The 2,846-nt window shown below is 62.8% G+C and carries 3 protein-coding genes; all 3 read left to right on the top strand.

The window, feature by feature from the left end:
- On the top strand, positions 1-1,626 hold a 1,626-nt coding region (locus Q5Y75_RS28260; RefSeq protein ID WP_306203628.1), incomplete at its 5' end, for a formate--tetrahydrofolate ligase.
- Between the two features lie 58 nt (positions 1,627-1,684).
- Positions 1,685-1,990, top strand: a complete 306-nt coding sequence (locus tag Q5Y75_RS28255; RefSeq protein WP_306203626.1) for a chorismate mutase — start codon at positions 1,685-1,687, stop codon at positions 1,988-1,990.
- A 53-nt stretch (positions 1,991-2,043) separates the two neighbouring features.
- Positions 2,044-2,846 (top strand): bifunctional methylenetetrahydrofolate dehydrogenase/methenyltetrahydrofolate cyclohydrolase (locus tag Q5Y75_RS28250; protein ID WP_306203624.1); only part of this gene is annotated, 803 nt, incomplete at its 3' end.

Below are 2,846 nucleotides of genomic sequence, written 5' to 3'. Positions count from 1 at the left end.
ATCATTGAGATTGGCGAAAAGCTGGGCATCTCCAGCGATGACCTGCTGCCCTACGGCCATGACAAAGCCAAGGTCAGCCAGGAGTTCATCAACTCGGTGCAGAGCCGTGAAGACGGCAAGCTAATCCTTGTGACCGCGATCAACCCGACCCCTGCGGGCGAAGGCAAAACCACCACAACCGTGGGTCTGGGAGACGGTTTGAACCGGATCGGCAAGAACGCGATGATCTGTATCCGCGAGGCCTCGCTGGGTCCCAATTTCGGCATGAAGGGCGGCGCTGCGGGTGGCGGATACGCGCAGGTGGTTCCGATGGAGGAGATGAACCTGCATTTCACCGGCGATTTCCACGCCATCACCTCGGCCCACTCGCTGCTGTCGGCCATGATCGACAACCATATCTACTGGGGCAATGCGTGTGAGATCGACATCCGCCGTGTCGCCTGGCGCCGGGTGGTCGACATGAATGACCGCGCCCTGCGCCAGATCACGGCGTCTCTGGGCGGTGTCAGCAACGGCTTCCCGCGTGAGACCGGGTTCGACATCACCGTGGCCTCGGAAGTGATGGCGATCCTGTGCCTGGCCACCGATCTGAAGGATCTGGAAAAGCGTCTGGGCGACATCATCGTGGCCTATCGCCGCGACAAGAGCCCGGTCTATTGCCGCGACATCAAGGCCGAAGGCGCGATGACGGTGCTCTTGAAGGACGCGATGCAGCCGAACCTGGTGCAGACGTTGGAAAACAACCCCGCCTTCGTGCATGGCGGTCCGTTTGCCAATATCGCCCATGGCTGTAACTCGGTGATTGCCACCAAGACGGCGCTGAAAGTGGCCGATTACGTGGTCACCGAAGCGGGCTTTGGCGCCGATCTGGGGGCCGAGAAATTCATGAACATCAAGTGCCGCAAGGCGGGTATCGCACCCTCGGCGGTGGTGCTGGTCGCCACGGTGCGGGCGATGAAGATGAATGGCGGCGTGGCCAAGGCTGATCTGGGCGCGGAAAATGTGGGTGCGGTTCAGTCGGGCTGCGCCAATCTGGGCCGCCATATCGAGAACGTCAAATCCTTCGGCGTGCCGGTGGTTGTTGCGATCAACCACTTCGTCACCGACACCGATGCTGAAGTGCAGGCCGTGAAAGACTATTGCGCCGAGCATGGCGTCGAGGCGGTTCTGTCGCGGCATTGGGAATTGGGCTCGGAAGGGTCCGCACCTCTGGCCGAGAAGGTGGTCGAGATCGTCGAGGGCGGCAGTGCGAATTTTGCGCCGATCTATCCCGACGAGATGCCTCTGTTCGAAAAGATCGAAACCATCGCCAAGCGCATCTACCGCGCTGACGAGGTTCTGGCGGACAACAAGATCCGCAACCAGCTGCGCGAATGGGAAGAGGCGGGTTATGGCAACCTGCCGGTCTGCATGGCCAAGACGCAATATTCCTTCTCGACCGATCCCAGCTTGCGTGGTGCGCCCACAGGTCACTCGGTTCCTGTGCGCGAGGTGCGCCTGAGCGCTGGTGCCGGATTCATCGTGGTGGTCTGCGGCGAGATCATGACCATGCCGGGTCTGCCGCGCAAACCTGCCGCGGAAAGCATCAGACTTAACGACGCAGGTCAGATCGAGGGCTTGTTCTAGGTCGCCAAATAAGACATCCCGTGGCCCGGGAGAGTGTTCCGGGCCGCAGGAGAGTTTGATGCCCCCTCTGAAAGCGCCGCAGGACTGCGAGACGATGCAGGATCTGCGGGTCCAGATCGACAGGCTTGATCAACAGCTGGTTGAGATGCTGCTGGAGCGCGCGCGCTATATCGACCGCGCCTCGCAGCTCAAACCCGGCGAAGGTCTGCCCGCCCGCATCCCGGACCGTGTCGAAGAGGTGGTGGCAAATGTCCGCGCCAGGGCGGGCCAGTCCGGGCTGGACCCCGATCTGGCCGAACAGCTCTGGCGCATCCTGATTGACTGGTCGATCGCGCGCGAAGAACGCGTGCTCGGCCCTGATTGAAATCCATGACCGGGCGGGGCTGTCCCGCCAGGATCCGAGCAGGGGGTACCCGAATGGGCGCGCAAATCATCGACGGAAAGGCCTTTGCCGCACAGGTGCGCGGGCAGGTGGCCGAGCATGTGGCGACACTGAAGGCAGAGCACGGGATCACCCCCGGCCTGGCAGTGGTGCTGGTGGGCGCGGATCCGGCCAGCCAGGTCTATGTGCGCTCCAAGGGCAAGATGACCGTCGAGGTCGGCATGAATTCCTACGAGCACAAGCTGGAGGCTGACACGTCCGAGGCGGATCTGCTGGCGCTGATCGATCAACTCAACACCGACCCGGCGGTGCATGGCATTCTGGTGCAGCTGCCGCTGCCCGGCCATCTGAACGAGGATCTGGTGATCAATTCGATCGACCCGGCCAAGGATGTGGACGGGTTCCATATCTCGAATGTGGGCCTGCTGGGGACGGGGCAGAAATCCATGGTGCCCTGCACGCCGCTGGGCTGCCTGATGATGCTGCGCGATCACCACGGCTCGCTCTCGGGTCTGGACGCGGTGGTTGTGGGCCGCTCCAACATCGTGGGCAAGCCGATGGCGCAACTGCTGCTGGGCGACAGCTGCACCGTGACCATCGCGCATTCCCGCACCAAAGACCTGCCTGATGTGGTTCGCCGCGCCGATATCGTGGTGGCCGCGGTCGGGCGCCCGGAAATGGTGCCCGGCGACTGGATCAAGCCGGGTGCGACGGTGATCGATGTGGGCATCAACCGCATCGAGGCGCCGGAAAAAGGCACCAATGAAGACGGCAGCGTCAAAACCCGCCTCGTCGGCGACGTCCACTACGACAGCGCCGCCGCGGTTGCCGGCGCCAT

The sequence above is a fragment of the Ruegeria discodermiae genome, assembly GCF_030758345.1.
Taxonomy (GTDB): Bacteria; Pseudomonadota; Alphaproteobacteria; order Rhodobacterales; family Rhodobacteraceae; genus Ruegeria_C.
Note: the sequence above shows the minus strand (reverse complement) of the source record. Positions and strands in the feature narration are given on the sequence as shown.